This is a genomic window from Cupriavidus sp. H19C3 (assembly GCF_049393815.1).
In the GTDB taxonomy this organism is placed as follows: Bacteria; Pseudomonadota; Gammaproteobacteria; order Burkholderiales; family Burkholderiaceae; genus Cupriavidus.
In genome coordinates, this window is record NZ_CP184985.1 from 3,660,965 (window position 1) to 3,678,786 (window position 17,822).

Consider the following 17,822-nt stretch of genomic DNA (forward strand, 5'->3'; position numbering starts at 1 on the left):
TGCTCTTCCTTCCAACCTTATTCAAGCAACGTGGGTCACCAGAAATCCCCGAGCCAGTCACAGCGGCAGCCCCTACGGAAGTCCCTGAGCCTGGCCCGGCGTCTGGCTGGTGGACTGCCCCGCATCCTGCCCCGGGTCCTGGGCAGCGGGATGGCCGGCGTGGCGATCGGCATGACCGTCGCCGCCACCATGGCGATGGCGCCACACGACGCACTGGGCAGACAGGCGCCGTCGTATGCCGAAGGCGCTGTCCAGGGATCGGGCGCGGCAAAGGGCATGGCGGGAACCATCGCCGTGCCGCAGTTGCCAAACGAGGCGCAACGTACGCTGGAGCGCATTCAATCCGGCGGGCCTTACCCGTATGAGAAGGACGGATCGCGATTCGGCAACTACGAACGCATCCTGCCGCAGCAGCCACGCGGCTATTACCGCGAATACACCGTAAAAACAAATAGCCGGAATCGGGGAGCAAGGCGGATCGTATGCGGTGGTGATCAACGCGCCGCCAACGACTGCTACTACACGGAAGACCACTACAACAGCTTCAAACGGATAACCAAATGACGACTGACATTTTCGGACTGGGCGACGCCCTTGCCGCCCGCGAGGAGCGCGGCGCCGGAGATGGCTGGCACCGGGCACACCATCAGGCCCAGAACCTTTACGACAATGTGCTGATGATGCCGCGCCAAGAGCTCACGCACAGACTACCGCCCGCATGTGCGCCGATCGTGGTGCCCGGGTCCGAAGACGGCACCAACGAGGGAGCCATGAACCTGTTCAAGACGGTGCGCCCGAACATCGTCCAGTCGATCCGCGCGTTCCGCGTCCGTGAACTGGCCCAGGCGGCCGCCGCGCTCGACCAGCATTTTCTGTATGCAAACTGCGCGCATTGCCAGAGCAAGGCGGAAATCCTGGATACCATCGCCACCGAGTTCCTGTTCCCGAAGCACTTCGGCAAGAACTTCGACGCACTGTCCGATTGCCTGACCGACATGATTCACAAGGCCGGCCCGCAGCCGGGTTTCGTGATCGTGCTGGAAGGCCTGCCGATCGCGCAGAAGTTCGACAAGGAAGCGCGCGAGGTCCTGCTCGATGTATTCCGCGATGCGGCCGAGTTCTGGGCCGAGCGCAAGGTCCAGTTCCGCGTGTTCTACTCGTTTGCATGAGTTGACCTCACGAGTTTGCCCTCATGCGGTCGACCCCACGAGTTTGACTTCATGAGTTTGACCCCGCAGTGAAATCACCGCGGCACCAGGCCACAAACAGCGACGCCCGCATCCAGCGGGCGTCGCTGTTTTCAGCGTCATGTTGAGCGCCACGCGACGGCGCTGGCTTACTCCGCGCCCGGTACCCGCCCCTGGGGCGTAAGCCGGTCGATCAACTCGGGCAGTCCTTCGCTGAGGCTTGCGGCCACGTCCTCGTGCGTCATCCCGGTGGTCTCGGCGAGCGAGTCGAGGGCGCCGCTGCCGCCCAGCGCGGTGGACAGTTGCGCGGGGCTGACCGGCTCGTTGGCACCGGTGCCGATCCACGAGTCCACCTGCTGCCCCAGGCCCGCCTGAGCCAGCACCTCGCGCAAGGCGCCAATCCCGCCCGCGGCGGCACCCATGGCCTGCGCGCTGCCCGCCGCCTCGCCCTGGCCACCGAGCAGCCCGCCCAGCAGCGAACCCAGATCGAGCCCGCCCGGCGCCGGTGCGCTGCCGCCGCCGAGCATCCCGCCCAGTACGCCACCCAGGCCACCCAGGCCACCCAGGCCACCCAGGCCGCCTGCGCTGTCGGGCGCGCCCGCATCATCGGCACCGGTTGCTGGCGCACCGTGGCCACCCTTGTTGCGCATGGCAAGCATCGCCAGCAGTCCCAGCGCCATCATGAGCTTGGGATTGAGGCCGCCGGCCGCGGCCTGCCCATCCTGCTGCTGGCCGCCGAGTTGGCCGAGCACACCGCCCAGCATGCTATCCAGTAGTCCCATGGTCGCTCCTTCAAAAAGGGGTAAGGCTGTCAGAATCCGCCGAGTACGGCGTTCAAGGTCGCCAGGCATGCCAGCCCGGCGGTTTCGGTACGAAGGATGCGCGGGCCGAGTGACACCGCGGTAAAGCCGGCCCGCAGCGCGGCATCTTCCTCGTCGGGCGCGAGGCCGCCCTCGGGTCCGATCAGCAGCGTGATGCCGGTGTCGAGCCAGGCGTCGCGCCGCGCCGCCGCCAGCGCCGGCAACGACACCGTGGCGCGCGGCGATACCAGCAGCCCGGCGCCGGCAGTCGGCGCGCTGGCCAGCCACGTTTCCAAGGTAGCCACCGGCGCCAGCGCCGGCAAGCGGTTGCGCCCGCACTGCTCGCACGCGGCCGCGATCAGCGCCTGCCAGTGCGCCTCGCGCCTGGCCGCGCGCTCGCCGGACAGGCGCACCACCGAGCGCTGTGCCTGCAGCGGCTGGATGGCCGCCACGCCAAGCTCCACTGCCTTCTCGACCAGCCAGTCCATCTTGTCGCCCCCGGCCAGGCCCTGCGCGAGGGTGACCCGGAACGGCGGTTCGGCCTCGCTGGCATCGTGCGCGCCGATCTGCGCCAGCGCATGGCGCTTGCCGAGTTCGACCAGCGTGGCGGCATGGCTGCCGCCACGGCCGTCGAACAGCGTGATGGCATCGCCGGGACCCAGGCGCAGGACCTGCGCATGGCGTACCACGGTGTCGGGCAATTCCAGAATGGCGTCGGCGGCGAGGGCCGCTTCGACGTAGAAACGCGGGGGCATCAGGGAGCGGTGGGTTTGTCGAGAGATTTGCCGAAGCCCCAACGGTAACCGTCGGGATCCTGCACCATGCAATACCGGTCGCCCCAGAACTGGTCGGCGGGCGGCATCAGGCTGGTCGCGCCGGCGCCGAGCGCGCGCGCATACATGGCGTCGACGTCGTCGCAATATACATAGAAGGTCTGCGGCGCTTCCACGCCGAGCGAGCGCGGCGTGCGCGCCGTGCTGCCCCACGCGCCCTCGGGCGCGAACATCACCACCAGTTGGCCCTGGTAGTGCATCTCGGCGTGGGTGGGCACGCCGTTCTCGTCGACCACATGGCCGGCGGTGAAGCCGAATGCGCGGCTATAGAAGTCCAGCGCGGCACGTCCGCTGGCGACCGTCAGGTAGGGGGTGAGCCAGGGAGTGTTGGGCGGTCTGCTCATGTCGTTCTCCGCATGCGGGTCGGTCGCGAACCTGTTGCGAATTGTCGCGAACCGGCCGCGCGTCTGTGGCGAGTCTGTGGCGAGTCTGTGGTGAATCTGTGGTGAATCTGTGGTGAATCCGTGGTGAAGCTGTCGGGCGGCTGCCGGCAGTGCGCTGCCCGGCAAGCGTGTCAGTTTAAGCGGCAGCGCCGGTGCTGTCGAAAATCGCCTCGATATGCCGAGGCTGCACGAACAGCGAGGGGTGCAGCGCGGCGTGATAGCAGCGCAGCGCGCCCGCAAGCCGCCACTGCTCGAGGCGTGCCGCGATCAGCGCGGCCGGGCAGGCGGCGATATCGAGCATGTCGCTCGCGAGCGCGATGCCCCAGAGCGCGCCATAGGCCGGCACGAACACGGTTAGCGGACTCACGTGGGCAAACTGCCGGCGCAGGCGGCCGAGCAGCAGGCGCGCCGTGTGCGGCCGGTGCAGCGGGGGGCCGAGATGCAGCGAGAGGGCTCCGCCCGGCGCCAGGCAGCGGCGCGCAATCTGCAGCCCGTGCGCGGAGAAGAGGGCGGCCGCGGGGCTGCCATCGTCGGCGTCGGTGAGATCGAACACGATCAGGTCGAACTGCCGTCCGGAGCGGGCGCAGGCTTCCATGAAGCCGAGCGCGTCGCCGATGGCAAGGTGCAGCCGCGCATCGCCGGGCTCGTCGAGGGCGCCGCAATGGATGCCGCGCAGCCATTCGCGCGCCAGGCGCACCACCTCGGCATCGAGCTCGGCCACCACGACCTCGCGCATGGTGGGGATGCGCAGCAGCTCGAACGCGGAGCCACCGTCGCCGCCGCCCACCACGAGCGCGCTGCGCGGCGCGCCATGGGCCGCCGCGAGCGGGTGCACCATCAGCTCGTGCTGGATGAAGGCGTCGGCTTCCGTGCTCATGATGCGGCCATCGAGGCGAAAAATGCGCCCAAATTGCGCGTTCTCGCCGATTTCCACCTGCTGGTGGGGCGAGCAGGCGGCCGCCACCAGCGCAATGTCGCCGAGCGTGGTGCCGATCCCGGGCACCAGCCATTCGGTCCATGTCTGTGTGCCGCGCCGGTTCGCCTCGGCGCGGTCAGGAATACCGCCTCCTTCTGCTAAAATTGCGGTTTTCCCGCCGTCAGGTTCTCGCCGCATGTCTGCCCTCGCCCATCCCGCCACAAGTCCATATGCTTCCCAGCCTGCATCGCTGATGGCCAACGCGATCCGCGTGCTCGCCATGGATGCCGTCCAGCAGGCCAATTCCGGCCACCCAGGCATGCCGATGGGCATGGCGGATATCGCCGTCGCGTTGTGGAGCCGCCACCTCAAGCATAACCCGGCGAATCCGCACTGGGCCGACCGCGACCGCTTCGTGCTGTCCAACGGCCACGGCTCGATGCTGCTCTACGCGCTGCTGCACCTGACCGGCTACGACCTCCCGATCGGCGAGCTCAAGAACTTCCGCCAGCTCCACAGCAAGACCGCCGGCCACCCCGAATACGGCATTACCCCGGGCGTGGAAACCACCACCGGCCCGCTGGGCCAGGGCATCACCAACGCGGTAGGCATGGCACTGGCCGAACGCCTGCTGGGCGAGGAATTCAACCGCCCCGGCTTCGACATTGTCAATCACCATACCTTCGTCTTCATGGGCGACGGCTGCCTGATGGAAGGCATCAGCCACGAGGCCTGCTCGCTGGCCGGCACGCTGAAGCTCAACAAGCTGATCGCGCTGTGGGACGACAATGGCATCTCGATCGACGGCGACGTGGTGCACTGGTTTGCCGACGACACGCCCAAGCGGTTCGAAGCCTACGGCTGGAACGTGATCCGCGCGGTCGACGGCCATGACGCCAACGCGGTCGACGCCGCCATCGCACGCGCCAAAGCCAGCGACAAGCCGACCCTGATCTGCTGCCGCACGGTCATCGGCAAGGGCGCGCCCAACAAGGCCGGCGGCCACGACGTCCACGGCGCGCCGCTGGGCGGCCAGGAAATCCTCGCCACGCGCGAGGCGCTGGGCTGGACCCACGCCCCGTTCGAACTGCCGGAAGAGGTCTACGCGGCATGGGATGCCAAGGCCAACGGCGGCGCGCTCGAGAAGGCCTGGAACGCACTGTTCGACGCCTACGCCGAAGTCCACCCGTACGAAGCCGGCGAATTCCGCCGCCGCATGCGCGGGGAGCTGCCCGACAGCTTCGACGCATGCGTGAATGCCTTTATCGCCAAGTGCGAGGAAAAGGCCGAGACCATCGCCACGCGCAAGGCCAGCCAGAACACGATCGAGGCCTTCGGCCCGGTGCTGCCGGAGTTCCTCGGCGGCTCGGCCGACCTGACCGGCTCGAACCTGACCAACTGGTCGGGCAGCAAGGCGGTGCGCGGCGACGCGTGGGGCAACCACATCAACTACGGTGTGCGCGAGTTCGGCATGAGCGCGATCATGAACGGCATCGCGCTCCATGGCGGCTACATTCCGTACGGTGCCACCTTCCTGACGTTCTCGGACTACAGCCGCAATGCGCTGCGCATGGCGGCGCTGATGAAGATCCGCTCGCTGTTCGTGTTCACCCACGACTCGATCGGCCTCGGCGAGGACGGCCCGACGCACCAGTCGATCGAGCATGTCGCCAGCCTGCGCCTGATCCCCAACATGGATGTCTGGCGTACCGCCGACACCACCGAGACCGCCGTGGCCTGGGCCGAGGCGATCCGCCGCGAGGACGGCCCGAGCTGCCTGATTTTCAGCCGCCAGAACCTGCCGTTCCAGCGCCGCGACGACGCCACGCGCGCCAGTATCGCGCGCGGCGGCTACGTGCTGCGCGATGGCACCAACCCGCGTACCAGGCGTCCCGACGCCGTGATCCTGGCCACCGGCTCGGAAGTCGGCCTGGCGGTCGGCGCGGCCGAGCAGCTGGCCGCCGACGGCCTCCACGTGCGCGTGGTATCGGTCCCCGCCACGACGGTGTTCGACAAGCAGGACGCCGCCTACAAGGCGAGCGTGCTGCCGGCCGGCGTGCCGCGCGTCGCGGTCGAGGCGGGCGTGACGGACTTCTGGTGGAAGTACCAGGTCCAGGCCGTGGTCGGCATCGACACGTTCGGCGAGTCGGCCCCCGCCGGCGTGCTGTTCAAGCATTTTGGTTTTACCGTGGACAACGTCGCCAACACGGTGCGTGCCACGCTGGCCCAGTAATTCTCCCGCCCGGCAGCCGGTGCGACGCGCCGGCCGCCGGCGGCCCCGGTTTCAACGAGTCACTAGGAGATAGACATGACCATCAAGATCGGCATCAACGGCTTCGGCCGTATCGGACGCATGGTGTTCCGCGCCGCCGTCGCCAATTTCAAGGACGTCGAAGTCGTCGGCATCAACGACCTGCTGGAGCCGGACTACCTGGCCTACATGCTGAAGTACGACTCGGTGCACGGCCGCTTCGACGGTGAAGTCTCGGTGGATGGCAATACGCTGGTCGTCAACGGCAAGAAGATCCGCCTGACCGCGGTCAAGGATCCCGCCGAACTGAAGTGGGGCGAGCTGGGCGTGGACGTGGTGGTCGAGTCGACCGGCATCTTCCTGACCAAGGAAGGCGCGCAGAAGCACATCGACGCGGGCGCCCGGAAGGTGATCATGTCGGCGCCGTCGAAGGACGACACCCCGATGTTCGTGTACGGCGTGAACCACGACACGTATGCCGGCGAAGCGATCGTCTCGAACGCCAGCTGCACCACCAACTGCCTGGCACCGATCGCCAAGGTGCTCAACGACAAGTGGGGCATCAAGCGTGGCCTGATGACCACCGTGCATGCCACCACGGCAACGCAGAAGACCGTCGACGGCCCGTCCAACAAGGACTGGCGCGGTGGCCGCGGCATCCTGGAAAACATCATCCCGTCCTCGACCGGCGCCGCCAAGGCCGTGGGCAAGGTGATCCCGGTGCTGAACAAGAAGCTGACCGGCATGTCGTTCCGCGTGCCGACCTCCGACGTGTCGGTGGTCGACCTGACCGTCGAGCTCGACAAGCCCGCCACCTACGAGGAAATCTGCGCCGAGATGAAGTCGCAGAGCCAGGGCGCGCTCAAGGGCATCCTGGGCTATACCGAGGACAAGGTGGTGGCCACCGATTTCCGCGGTGATGCACGCACCTCGATTTTCGACGCCGAAGCTGGTATCGCGCTGGACTCGACCTTTATCAAGGTCGTGAGCTGGTACGACAACGAATGGGGCTACTCGAACAAGGTGCTCGAGATGGCCCGCGTGGTAGCCAAGAAGTAAGCGCTTCCGCTATCTTGCTGTGTCCGCCCCGGTGCCAGGCGCTGGGGCGGGGCGCTTTTCACTGAGCGTCCCCCGTCGTTTCCTGCCGTCTCCTGCCGTCTCTGCCATCTCTGCCGCCATCTCTGCCGCCTGCTCAGGCGCCATCGGTGCCATCGGTGCCATCAGGTGTCAGCGGCCTGGCGTCGATGGCGTCGCCATCGACCAGAAAGTGGCCCCCGGCCACATGATGAATCGTCCGTAGTGCGTCCTGGCCCTCGAAGTGCCAGCGGCCTGCGCTGAACACCCGCGTATCCGCGTGTGCGGCGACCACCTCCCCAAGAAACAGATCATACGATTGCTGAATGCCGGCCTCCGGCAGCAAGCGGCATTCGAGCCATGCGGCACAGCCTTCCAGCAACGGCGCGCCGACCACCTGCCCGGCAAACGTCTGCAAGCCATAGGCGGCGAACTTGTCGATTCCCTGCTGCTCCGTGAGCGCGAGCCCCGAGCTCGACCCCAGCGCCTGGGTCAGGTCGACCTGGCTGACGGTGGGGACGTGCAGCGCGAACTCGCCGCTGGCTTCGAGCAGCTGGCGCGTCCAGGTCGATTTGTCGAGCACCACCGCCACCTTGGGCGGTGCGAAATCGAGCGGCATGGCCCACGCCGCCGCCATGATGTTGCGCCGGCCACCGTGGGCGGCGCTGACCAGAACGGTCGGACCGTGGTTCAAAAGGCGGTAAGCTTTTTCCAGTTCGACGGGAGCGCGAAAAGTAGTCATGACGGTCGGAAAGTTCGGGGCCGGGTCGCCCCTCTAAAGCAGGGCGTTTACTATAGCCACCAGACAAAAACCGCGTCATAAAGCAGGTCTCGGACATTATCTGTCGCGATAAAGTCTAATTCAGATCAAAATGCGCCCAGACAGAGTGCAAGAAATGCTGAATTTGCTTTCCGAGGTAGTTTTTTCCTCTTACACTAGAAGAATCTGTTGACATCTGATGTGCAGCCAGTGCAAGTGGTGGGGCCATCGACGAAGCACGTAAAAAACTGACCGGGCCTGATCATGGTGAACGTGGATACCAAGCTGCTCGTGATTTTCACCGAGCTGCTAAGCAAGCGAAACGCCACATACGTGGCGGAAAAGATGCACATGACGGCGCCCGCGGTCTCGCACTCGCTGGGCCGCCTGCGCGAGATCTTCGACGATCCGCTCTTTATCCGTGTGCCGCATGGCCTGACGCCGACGCCGCGCGCGCTCGAACTGGGGCCGAAGATCCGCGACATGCTGGACCTGTGGTCGTCCATTAATGAGGGCGACGCCGACAATTTCGATCCGGCCGTCGCCACCGGCACGCTCAATATCGGTTTTGCCGCGGAGCTCGGCGATACGGTGTTCAACCGTTTCGTGCTTCGCATCAAGCAGCTCGCGCCCGACCTGCATATCCGCCTGCTCGAGTCCCATTCGTGGGAAGCGGATGTGGCATCGATGCGCGCCAACGAGCTGGACCTCGCGTTCTCGCCGTTCCCGACCCGCCATCCCGAGATCGTCGAGGAGATGGTGACGTCGTTGAACCTGTGGGTGTGCGCGCGCAAGAGCCACCCGGTGCTGCAGGCGGAATGCACGCTCGAACAGTATCTCGATTGCAGCCATATCTTCATGGCCCACTCCGGCGGCGCAGGCCGGCCGGCGCCGGCGCTGATTCCGCTCGACTACGCGCTGCAGCAGCGCGGCCTCAAGCGCAACGCCACCCTGACCGTGCATTCGTGGCGCGCGCAGGCCGAGCTGGCGGCGCAGACCGACATGATCTTCACGGTCAACGCGCTGACCAAGGACATGGCGTGCGAAACCTATGGCCTCAAGGCGTTTCCGCTGCCGGGCGAGCTCAATACGATGCTGGGCCTCAACATGTTCTGGCACCGCAGCCGCAATACCCATCCGATGCTGGTATGGGCGCGCGGCCTGTTCCGTCAGGTCGTGGGGGAGTTCGTCGGGCTACCGCAGGTTTCGCGCGCGCAGCGGGCGATGATCGAGCAGGACATCGTCGAGGAACCCTGAGCGGGGCGGCTTCGCACGGAAGCGACAAGGGCCGACGCGGGACCTACGTTCTCGGCCATGAAAAAACCGGCGCCATGGCGCCGGTTTTTTTATGGCGGGGCCGCCCGGCTGTGGCCGGGGGCAGCGCTTATCGTTTGGGTTTGTGGGGACACTCGTGCTTGGTGCAGTTGCCATAGAGCGACAACGCGTGTTCCTGCAGCGCAAAGCCGCGCTCGCGCGCGATGCTCTGCTGGCGATGCTCGATCTCGGAATCGAAGAACTCCTCGACGCGGCCGCAATCGAGGCACACCAGGTGATCGTGGTGCTTGCCCTCGTTGAGCTCGAAGATGGCCTTGCCCGATTCGAAGTTGTTGCGCGACAGCAGGCCGGCCTGTTCGAACTGGGTCAGCACGCGATAGACCGTGGCAAGACCGATATCCATATGCTCGTTGAGCAGGATACGGTAGACGTCTTCCGCGCTCAGGTGGCGCTGCTCGCTGGTCTGGAAGATCTCGAGGATCTTCAGGCGGGGGACGGTCGCCTTGAGGCCGATATTTTTGAGGTCCGCCGGACTCGGCATGGGCGTGACTCCCTAGAGTACAATGTCTGGATAGCTGAATCATAAGGGTTTTGGCGACAAAAGTCGCCTTGGTACCCGGCCGGCCCCGGCAGGCCCCTGCGGGATCCCGTAGCCGCGTACCGTGCCGAACCCGCCGCTTCCGCCGCGCCCCCAGGCCGTCTATCGGCCGCCCGGGGAAACCTCGGCTGGACCACTCGGCGCGGACTCCGGACAATGCCTACCCCTCCTTTTTTGAAGCGAGAGACATGCGTTCAAACCGTTCGACCGCCATGCGCCCGGCGCTGGTGACTTCCCTGCTGGCAGCCGCACTGCTGGCCGGCGCCTGCTCGGCTTACGACAGCACCTCGCGCAAGGTGGCCAACGCCATCACGCCGTACCGTATCAATATCGTGCAAGGCAACTTCGTCTCGCGTGAAGCCGCCTCGCAATTGCGGGAAGGCATGACGCGCGACCAGGTGCGCTTCCTGCTCGGCACGCCGCTGCTGACCGACGTGTTCCACGCCAATCGCTGGGATTATGTGTTCTCGTTCCGCCGCGGCAGCACGCCGGTGGTGCAGCAACGCCGCTTTACCGTATTCTTTGACGGCGACAAGCTGGCCAGGTTTGGCGGCGACGAACTGCCGTCCGAGTATGAGCTGATCGCCGAAATCGACGGTTTCAAGGCGGTGCAGAAGAACCAGACCGCGACCAAGATCCTGACCGGCACCAACGACGATGTGCCGAAGACGCAGCCGGCGGCAGCCAGCGCGCCCGCCAGCGCGCCCGCCGCCGCGCCGGCCAGCGCTGCGACCGCCACCCAGCAGGCCTCGGCGTCCCCGACCCCGACCGCGGCGACGTCCGCCACGTCCGCCCCCGCGCCGGCCGCGGATGCCTCGGCGCCGGCGGCCACCCCCGCCGCCCCGGCTGCCGCCGCGCCGCAGACGCCGGAGGCCCCCGCTGCCGAGGCGCCCGCCCCGACGGTCAAACCGGTCAATTGACCTGCGCGGACCTGCGCGCGCCGACGGATCCACGCCGGCCAATCCGCGCCACCCGCTTCGCACGATCTGATTCCCGCTTCCGGGCCGGCCCGTTGCGGATCGGCCCCGTTACCTTCCACCACGACTGATACCGACATGAACATCGCCATCGCAGGCGCTTCCGGCCGCATGGGCCGCATGCTGATCGAATACATCCTCGATACCGACGGCGTCACGCTGGCGGGCGCGCTCGACGTGCCGGGCGCGATGGCACTGGGCCAGGACGCGGGGCTGTTCCTCGGCCGGCAGACCGGCGTGACGATCACCGCGGATCTGGAGGCGGGCCTGAGCGGTGTGGATTGCCTGATCGACTTCACCCGTCCGGCGGGCACGCTGGCCCACCTGGCCGTGGCGCGCCGCATGGGCGTGAAGATGGTGATCGGCACCACGGGCTTCGACGCCGCCGGCAAGGCCGCGCTCACCGAGGCGGCGCAGGATGTCGGCATCGTCTTCGCGTCCAACATGAGCGTGGGCGTGAACGCGACGTTCAAGCTGCTGGAAGTGGCGGCCAAGCTGCTGTCGACGGGCTATGACGTCGAGATCATCGAGGCGCACCATCGCCACAAGGTCGATGCGCCGTCCGGCACCGCGCTGACCATGGGCGAGGTGGTGGCCAAGGCACTGGGGCGCGACCTGGACCAGTGCGCGGTCTATGCACGCGAGGGCCATACCGGCGAGCGCGATCCGCAGTCGATCGGCTTTGCCACGGTGCGCGGCGGCGATATCGTCGGCGATCACACCGTCATGTTCGCGGGCATCGGCGAACGCATCGAGATCAGCCACAAGTCGTCGAGCCGCCGGTCCTACGCCGACGGCGCCGTGCGCGCGGCGCGCTTCCTGGCCGGCAAGCCGAACGGCCTGTACGACATGCAGGACGTGCTGGGCCTCAAGTAAGCCGTCCGGAACCGTATAATCGTTGCTTTGGCTTCACCCATCGTGGCGGTGGCCGGCGCGCACGCTCTGGTGTTGGCGCGCGCCGGGCTGCCGACCGGCCGCGGCCCTGAACCCGCGGTCCTGAAGCTGCCATCCCGAATCGCCGTCCTCTGAATCGCTGTCCTGAATCGCTGTCCTGATCATGCAAGACAAATACCTTCCGTCCGCCGTTGAACAAGCCGCCCAGCAGCACTGGCAAGCCACCGATGCCTATCGGGTATCGGAGCATGCGGCCGGACCCGACGGCAAGGAGAAGGCCAAGTTCTACGCCTGCTCGATGCTGCCGTATCCGTCGGGCAAGCTGCATATGGGACACGTGCGCAACTACACCATCAACGACGTGATGGCGCGCTACCTGCGCATGAACGGTCATAACGTGCTGATGCCGATGGGTTGGGACGCGTTCGGCATGCCGGCCGAGAATGCGGCCATCAACAATGGCGTGGCGCCCGCCGCATGGACCTACGACAACATCGCTTACATGAAGAAGCAGATGCAGTCGATGGGCCTGGCGATCGACTGGTCGCGCGAGGTCGCGACCTGCAGCCCCGACTACTATCGCTGGAACCAGTGGCTGTTCCTCAAGATGCTGGAGCGCGGCATCGCCTATCGCAAGACCGGCACCGTGAACTGGGACCCGGTGGACCAGACCGTGCTGGCCAACGAGCAGGTCATCGACGGCCGCGGCTGGCGCTCGGGTGCGATCGTCGAGAAGCGCGAAATCCCGATGTACTACCTGCGCATCACCGATTACGCGGAGGAGCTGCTGGGCGACCTCGACGGCCTCGGCTGGCCCGAGCGCGTCAAGGTGATGCAGCAGAACTGGATCGGCAAGAGTGTGGGCGTGCGCTTTGCCTTCCCGCACAAGATTGCCGGTGCCGACGGCCAGCCGATCCAGGACGGCAAGCTGTATGTGTTCACCACGCGTGCCGACACCATCATGGGCGTGACGTTCTGCGCGGTAGCGGCCGAGCACCCGCTGGCCACGCATGCGGCCGCGTCGAACCCGGCGCTGGCGGCGTTCATCGAGGAATGCAAGCAGGGCTCGGTCATGGAAGCCGACATGGCGACCATGGAGAAGAAGGGCATGCCGACGGGGCTCAAGGTCACGCATCCGCTGACCGGCGACGAGGTCGAGGTGTGGGTCGGCAACTACGTGCTGATGACCTATGGCGACGGCGCCGTGATGGGCGTGCCCGCGCACGACGAGCGCGACTTCGCGTTCGCGCGCAAGTACGGCCTGCCGATCCGCCAGGTGGTGGACGTCAAGGGCCAGCCGTACGACACCGATGCCTGGCAGGAGTGGTATGCCGACAAGGAACACGGCGTCTGCATCCATAGCGGCAAGTACGACGGACTGGGCTACCAGGCCGCGGTGGAGGCGATTGCCGCCGATATCGGCGCGCTTGGCCTGGGCGAGAAGAAGACCACCTGGCGCCTGCGCGACTGGGGGATTTCGCGTCAGCGCTACTGGGGCACGCCGATCCCGCTGATCCATTGCGACAGCTGCGGCGTGGTGCCGGTGCCCGAGCAGGACCTGCCCGTGGTGCTGCCCGAGGACCTGGTGCCGGACGGCAGCGGCAACCCGCTGGCCAAGGACCCGCGCTTCCTGAACTGCACGTGCCCGTCGTGCGGCAAGCCCGCGCGCCGCGAGACCGACACGATGGATACGTTCATCGACTCGTGCTGGTACTACATGCGCTATACGTGCCCGGACGCCGCCAGCATGGTCGACGCGCGCAACGATTACTGGATGCCGATGGACCAGTACATCGGCGGCATCGAACACGCGATCCTGCACCTGCTGTATGCGCGCTTCTGGACCAAGGTCATGCGCGACCTGGGCCTGGTCAAATTCGACGAGCCGTTCACCAACCTGCTCACGCAGGGCATGGTGCTCAACGAGACGTACTATCGCGAGGACGCCAGCGGCAAGAAGACGTGGTACAACCCGGCCGAGGTCGATGTGAAAACCGACGAGCGCGGCCGCCCGGTGGGCGCGACGCTCAAGGCCGATGGCCAGCCGGTGGTGATCGGCGGCGTCGAGAAGATGTCGAAGTCCAAGAACAATGGCATCGACCCGCAGGCGCTGATCGACCAGTACGGTGCCGATACCGCGCGCCTGTTCGTGATGTTTGCCGCGCCGCCCGAGCAGCAGCTCGAGTGGAGCGGTTCGGGCGTGGAGGGCGCGTCGCGCTTCCTGCGCCGCGTGTGGGCCTATGGCCATGCCAACGCCGACGCCATCCGCGACGGCGCCGGCACCGCGCCGGTGGCCGACGATGCCGCGCTGCGCCGCGAGCTGCATGGCGTGCTCAAGCAGGCCAACTACGATTACCAGCGCATCCAGTACAACACCGTGGTGTCCGCCACCATGAAGATGCTGAACGCGCTGGAAGACGCCAAGGGCGCGTCGCCGGCCGCGCGCCGCGAGGGCTTCGGCATCCTGCTGCGCGTGCTGTATCCGGTGGTGCCGCATATCGCGCACGGCCTGTGGCAGGCGCTCGGCTATGCCGCCGAAGCGGGCGAACTGCTCGACGCGCCGTGGCCGCAGGTCGACGACGCCGCGCTCGTGCGCAGCGAGATCGAACTGGTGCTGCAGGTGAACGGCAAGGTGCGCGGCAGCCTGACCGTGCCGGCCGATGCCGACCGCGCTGCAATCGAGGCGATGGCCGCCGCCAGCGAGACGGTGGCGAAGTTTGCCGCCGGGGCCACGCCCAAGAAGATCGTGGTGGTGCCCGGACGCCTCGTCAACGTCGTGGTGTAACCCTGGCACACCCACTGTATCGCCCGTCTAGCCCGTATAGCAGAGGACCCCAGCAGCCATGACCCGACCGAACCTGCGCCGCCGCACGGTACTTGCCACGATGCTGGCCGCCGGCCTGCTGGCGGGCTGCGGCTTTCACATGCGCGGCACCGCCGACTTCGCGTTCAAGAAACTCTATATCGGCATGCCGGCCAACTCGCTGATGGGGGCCGACCTGCGCCGTACGGTGCGCGGCGGCTCCGATACGGTGGTGGTCGAGGACCCGAAACAGGCCGACGCGCTGCTCGACGTACTCGGCGACACCCGTGGCCGTTCGATCCTGTCGATCACGACCGAGGGCGTGGTGCGCGAATACCGCCTGACCCAGCGCTTTACCTTCCGCCTGCGCAATGCCGCGGGCAAGGAACTGATTCCGCCGTCGACCATGGTCCTGACGCGCGATATCACGTACAACGAGTCCGCCACGCTGGCCAAGGACTACGAGGAACAGCAGCTCTATCGCGACATGCAGCGCGATATCGTGCAGCAGCTGATGCGTCGCCTGTCCGCGGTCAAGGCGGTCTGACGCACGCCATGCAGCTGCGGCTCGATGGCCTCGACGCACACCTGAAGCAGGCCCAGGCCAAGGGCCTGGCGCCGCTCTATGTGGTGCACGGCGACGAGCACCTGCTGGTGCTGGAGGCCGTGGACCGGCTGCGCCGCGCCGCGCGCGAGGCCGGCTTTACCGAGCGCGACGTGCTGGTGGCCGAGCGCGGCTTTCACTGGAGCCAGCTGGTCGAGGCGCAGCAGTCGATGTCGCTGTTCGGCGACCGCAAGATCGTCGAGGTTCGCATTCCCACCGGCAAGCCCGGCAAGGACGGCGGCGAGGCGCTGCGTGCCGTGGCGGCGCAGCCGTCGCCCGACGTGCTGATGCTGGTGACGCTGCCGCGGCTCGACTTTGCCACCGCCAAGTCGGCCTGGTTCCAGGCGCTCGAAGGTGCGGGCGTCTCGATCAAGGTCGATACGGTGGACCGCACGCGCCTGCCGGCGTGGGTGGGCGAGCGGCTGGCGCTGCAGCAGCAGCGGGTGGAGGCGGGCGAGCCGGGCCGCCGCGCGCTGCAGTTCATTGCCGACAAGGTGGAGGGCAATCTGCTGGCGGCGCACCAGGAAATCCAGAAGCTCGGATTGCTCTATCCGCCCGGTGCACTGAGTTTCGACCAGGTCCATGACGCGGTGCTCAACGTGGCCCGCTACGATGTATTCAAGCTGTCCGAGGCGATGCTGGCCGGCGATGTGCCGCGGCTCGTGCGCATGCTGGCAGGACTGCGCGGCGAGGGCGAGGCCACGGTACTGGTGCTGTGGGCGCTGACCGAGGAAATTCGCGTATTATCCAAGGTCCGGCAAGGGCTGGCCGAAGGCAAGCCGGCACCGGTGCTGATGCGTGAGTTGCGGGTCTGGGGACCGCGCGAGCGGCTGGTGCCGCAGGCCGCGCAGCGGCTGTCGACGGCGCAGCTCGAGGCCGCGCTGGCCCTGGCCGCGCGGCTGGACCGGCAGGTCAAGGGCCTGGGCGATTTGCCGGGGCCGTCCGGCATGCCACTGCCCGCCGAGCCCTGGGATGGCCTGCAGCAGCTGGCGCTGACGATCGCGCGTTAGTGGTGCGCAGCAGCGAACCGCATCGGCCATCGGCGGCTTTGACCGGCGGCGGACCGGCACCGGACCGGCACCGAACCGGCACCGGACCGGCACCGAACGCCACCGGCCCCACAAGACAGCAAGCATGCCGGGACGCTTCCCGGCCACGATCATGACCGAGTTCGACCTCAACCAGTACATGGACCGCGTCGGCCAGCAGGCCCGCGCGGCTTCGCGCGCGATGGCGCGTGCCTCCACCGCCGACAAGAACCGCGCGCTGCTGACCATTGCCGCCGCCATCCGCCGCGACGCCGACCGGCTCAAGGCCGTCAACGCGCGCGATGTCGAGCGTGCCCGCGCCAACGGGCAGGACGCCGCCTTCGTCGACCGCCTGACGCTGTCGGACAAGGCCATCGCCACCATGGCCGCCGGCCTCGAACAGATTGCCGCGCTGCCCGACCCGATCGGCGAGATCACCAACATGAAGTTCCGCCCGACCGGCATCCAGGTCGGACAGATGCGCGTGCCGCTCGGCGTGATCGGCATCATCTACGAATCGCGCCCCAACGTGACCATCGACGCGGCGGCGCTGTGCCTGAAGTCGGGCAATGCGACCATCCTGCGCGGCGGCTCGGAGGCGATCGAGTCGAATACCGCGCTGGCTGCACTGGTGGCCGAAGGGCTGGCCGACGCGGGGCTGCCGGCGCAAGCCGTGCAGGTCATCGAGACCACCGACCGCGCCGCCGTGGGACGCCTGATCACGATGACCCAGTATGTCGACGTGATCGTGCCGCGTGGCGGCAAGAGCCTGATCGCGCGACTGATGGAAGAGGCGCGCGTGCCGATGATCAAGCATCTGGACGGGATCTGCCACGTCTACGTGGACGACGACGCCGATCTCGACAAGGCGGTGCGCGTGTGCGACAACGCCAAGACGCAGCGCTACGCGCCGTGCAATACGATGGAAACGCTGCTGGTGGCCCGCGGCATCGCCGCGCAGGTGTTGCCGCCGCTGTGCCGCATCTACCAGGAGAAGGGTGTCGAGCTGCGCGTCTGCGCCGACACGCGCGCCACGCTGGAGGCGGCCGGCTTCCGCGGCCTCGTCGATGCCAACGAGGAGGACTGGCGCCTGGAATACCTGGCTCCGGTGCTGGCGATCCGCACGGTCGACGGCCTCGATGCGGCCATCGCCCATATCAACACCTACGGTTCGGCGCATACCGATTCCATCATCACCGAGAACTACTCCACCGGCATGCGCTTCCTGCGCGAGGTCGATTCGGCCAGCGTGATGATCAATGCGTCGACGCGCTTTGCCGACGGCTTCGAATACGGCCTTGGCGCGGAGATCGGCATCTCCAACGACAAGCTCCACGCGCGCGGGCCGGTCGGGCTGGAAGGGCTGACCTCGCTCAAGTATGTGGTGTTCGGGCACGGCGAGATCCGTACCTGAATCCGGCCGCTGCCTTCCGACACAT

The 17,822-nt window shown here is 67.1% G+C and carries 17 protein-coding genes; 11 read left to right on the forward strand and 6 right to left on the reverse strand.

Features of this window, described 5'->3' with window-relative positions; genetic code table 11:
- The first annotated feature begins 150 nt into the window (after positions 1-150).
- A complete protein-coding gene (locus DFLDMN_RS16945; RefSeq protein WP_423196030.1) occupies positions 151-564 on the forward strand; it encodes a ribonuclease in 414 nt (137 codons plus the stop codon).
- Positions 561-1,169, forward strand: a complete 609-nt coding sequence (locus tag DFLDMN_RS16950; protein ID WP_423196031.1) for a barstar family protein — start codon at positions 561-563, stop codon at positions 1,167-1,169. Before DFLDMN_RS16945 ends, DFLDMN_RS16950 begins: the two co-directional genes overlap by 4 nt.
- A gap of 167 nt (positions 1,170-1,336) precedes the next feature.
- Here DFLDMN_RS16950 and DFLDMN_RS16955 read toward each other — a convergent pair whose 3' ends face one another.
- The 4 genes from DFLDMN_RS16955 to DFLDMN_RS16970 all read right to left on the reverse strand — a co-directional run bounded on the left by DFLDMN_RS16955 (position 1,337) and on the right by DFLDMN_RS16970 (position 4,206).
- Positions 1,337-1,969, reverse strand: a complete 633-nt coding sequence (locus DFLDMN_RS16955; RefSeq protein WP_423196032.1) for a YidB family protein — start codon at positions 1,967-1,969, stop codon at positions 1,337-1,339.
- Positions 1,970-1,998: 29 nt separating this feature from the next.
- Positions 1,999-2,742 carry a 16S rRNA (uracil(1498)-N(3))-methyltransferase gene (locus DFLDMN_RS16960; protein ID WP_423196033.1) on the reverse strand — a complete coding sequence of 248 codons (744 nt, stop codon included), beginning with the start codon at positions 2,740-2,742 and terminating at the stop codon, positions 1,999-2,001.
- Positions 2,742-3,164: a VOC family protein gene (locus tag DFLDMN_RS16965; RefSeq protein ID WP_423196034.1), complete on the reverse strand. Its 423-nt coding sequence runs from the start codon at positions 3,162-3,164 to the stop codon at positions 2,742-2,744. Before DFLDMN_RS16965 ends, DFLDMN_RS16960 begins: the two co-directional genes overlap by 1 nt.
- 175 nt (positions 3,165-3,339) lie before the next feature.
- Positions 3,340-4,206, reverse strand: a complete 867-nt coding sequence (locus DFLDMN_RS16970) for a spermidine synthase (RefSeq protein ID WP_423196035.1) — start codon at positions 4,204-4,206, stop codon at positions 3,340-3,342.
- A 109-nt stretch (positions 4,207-4,315) separates the two neighbouring features.
- Between DFLDMN_RS16970 and tkt the strand changes: the two genes are divergently transcribed.
- Positions 4,316-6,352 (forward strand): transketolase, encoded by a 2,037-nt coding sequence (gene tkt / locus DFLDMN_RS16975; protein ID WP_423196036.1) that lies wholly within the window; start codon positions 4,316-4,318, stop codon positions 6,350-6,352.
- A 75-nt stretch (positions 6,353-6,427) separates the two neighbouring features.
- On the forward strand, positions 6,428-7,429 hold the full coding sequence (gene gap, locus DFLDMN_RS16980; protein WP_423196037.1) for a type I glyceraldehyde-3-phosphate dehydrogenase: 1,002 nt from the start codon (positions 6,428-6,430) through the stop codon (positions 7,427-7,429).
- 133 nt (positions 7,430-7,562) lie between these two features.
- On the opposite strand, the gene DFLDMN_RS16985 is transcribed toward gap, so the two are convergent.
- Positions 7,563-8,186: a flavin reductase family protein gene (locus DFLDMN_RS16985; RefSeq protein ID WP_423196038.1), complete on the reverse strand. Its 624-nt coding sequence runs from the start codon at positions 8,184-8,186 to the stop codon at positions 7,563-7,565.
- Between the two features lie 282 nt (positions 8,187-8,468).
- On the opposite strand from DFLDMN_RS16985, the gene DFLDMN_RS16990 reads away from it, so the two are divergent.
- The gene (locus DFLDMN_RS16990; RefSeq protein ID WP_423196039.1) at positions 8,469-9,461 is read left to right on the forward strand and encodes a LysR family transcriptional regulator; all 993 of its coding nucleotides are present in this window, start codon (positions 8,469-8,471) and stop codon (positions 9,459-9,461) included.
- A 127-nt stretch (positions 9,462-9,588) separates the two neighbouring features.
- Here the strand turns inward: DFLDMN_RS16990 and fur are convergent, their stop codons facing one another.
- On the reverse strand, positions 9,589-10,020 hold the full coding sequence (gene fur / locus DFLDMN_RS16995) for a ferric iron uptake transcriptional regulator (protein WP_423196040.1): 432 nt from the start codon (positions 10,018-10,020) through the stop codon (positions 9,589-9,591).
- A gap of 245 nt (positions 10,021-10,265) precedes the next feature.
- Here fur and DFLDMN_RS17000 point away from each other — a divergent pair, with 245 nt between their 5' ends.
- The 6 genes from DFLDMN_RS17000 to DFLDMN_RS17025 all read left to right on the forward strand — a co-directional run bounded on the left by DFLDMN_RS17000 (position 10,266) and on the right by DFLDMN_RS17025 (position 17,797).
- A complete protein-coding gene (locus DFLDMN_RS17000) occupies positions 10,266-10,997 on the forward strand; it encodes an outer membrane protein assembly factor BamE (RefSeq protein WP_423196041.1) in 732 nt (243 codons plus the stop codon).
- Between the two features lie 135 nt (positions 10,998-11,132).
- Positions 11,133-11,930: a 4-hydroxy-tetrahydrodipicolinate reductase gene (gene dapB / locus DFLDMN_RS17005; protein WP_423196042.1), complete on the forward strand. Its 798-nt coding sequence runs from the start codon at positions 11,133-11,135 to the stop codon at positions 11,928-11,930.
- Positions 11,931-12,111: 181 nt separating this feature from the next.
- Positions 12,112-14,733 carry a leucine--tRNA ligase gene (leuS, locus tag DFLDMN_RS17010; protein ID WP_423196043.1) on the forward strand — a complete coding sequence of 874 codons (2,622 nt, stop codon included), beginning with the start codon at positions 12,112-12,114 and terminating at the stop codon, positions 14,731-14,733.
- A 58-nt stretch (positions 14,734-14,791) separates the two neighbouring features.
- Entirely contained in the window at positions 14,792-15,298 is a 507-nt protein-coding gene (lptE, locus tag DFLDMN_RS17015; RefSeq protein WP_423196044.1) for an LPS assembly lipoprotein LptE, read from the forward strand.
- Between the two features lie 8 nt (positions 15,299-15,306).
- Positions 15,307-16,365 carry a DNA polymerase III subunit delta gene (gene holA, locus DFLDMN_RS17020; protein WP_423196045.1) on the forward strand — a complete coding sequence of 353 codons (1,059 nt, stop codon included), beginning with the start codon at positions 15,307-15,309 and terminating at the stop codon, positions 16,363-16,365.
- 151 nt (positions 16,366-16,516) lie between these two features.
- A complete protein-coding gene (locus DFLDMN_RS17025) occupies positions 16,517-17,797 on the forward strand; it encodes a glutamate-5-semialdehyde dehydrogenase (protein ID WP_423198453.1) in 1,281 nt (426 codons plus the stop codon).
- Positions 17,798-17,822 lie beyond the last annotated feature (25 nt).